The 304-nt window shown below is 49.7% G+C and carries 2 rRNA genes; both read left to right on the top strand.

The window, feature by feature from the left end:
- Positions 1 to 98 (top strand): 23S ribosomal RNA (locus tag J0A69_RS22500); the annotation flags it as partial.
- Positions 99 to 211: 113 nt separating this feature from the next.
- Positions 212 to 304, top strand: a 5S ribosomal RNA gene (gene rrf / locus J0A69_RS22495); the annotation flags it as partial.

The raw sequence follows: 304 nt of genomic DNA, 5'->3' as shown, positions 1-304 counted from the left end.
CAAATAGGGCCGTCAGAGACGATGACGTTGATAGGCTACAGGTGTAAAGGCAGTAATGTCATAGCTGAGTAGTACTAATTGCCCAAAAGCTTACCGCTGTTTGTTACAGTTTCTGCAAAGACATGTTGTTAGCTGTCGGATGTTTGGTGTCGGGTGACCGGTGCAAACGAAGACAGGAACTTAAGATATTAAGTGGTCATACCACAAAGATTTAGGCGGCCTAGCGCAGGGGTCCCACCTCTTCCCATCCCGAACAGAGAAGTTAAGCCCTGCAGCGCCGATGGTACTGGGGTTACACCCGGGA

It is taken from the genome of Algoriphagus pacificus (assembly GCF_017254845.1).
Lineage (GTDB): Bacteria > Bacteroidota > Bacteroidia > Cytophagales > Cyclobacteriaceae > Algoriphagus > Algoriphagus pacificus.
This window is presented reverse-complemented; position numbering and strand designations above follow the sequence as displayed.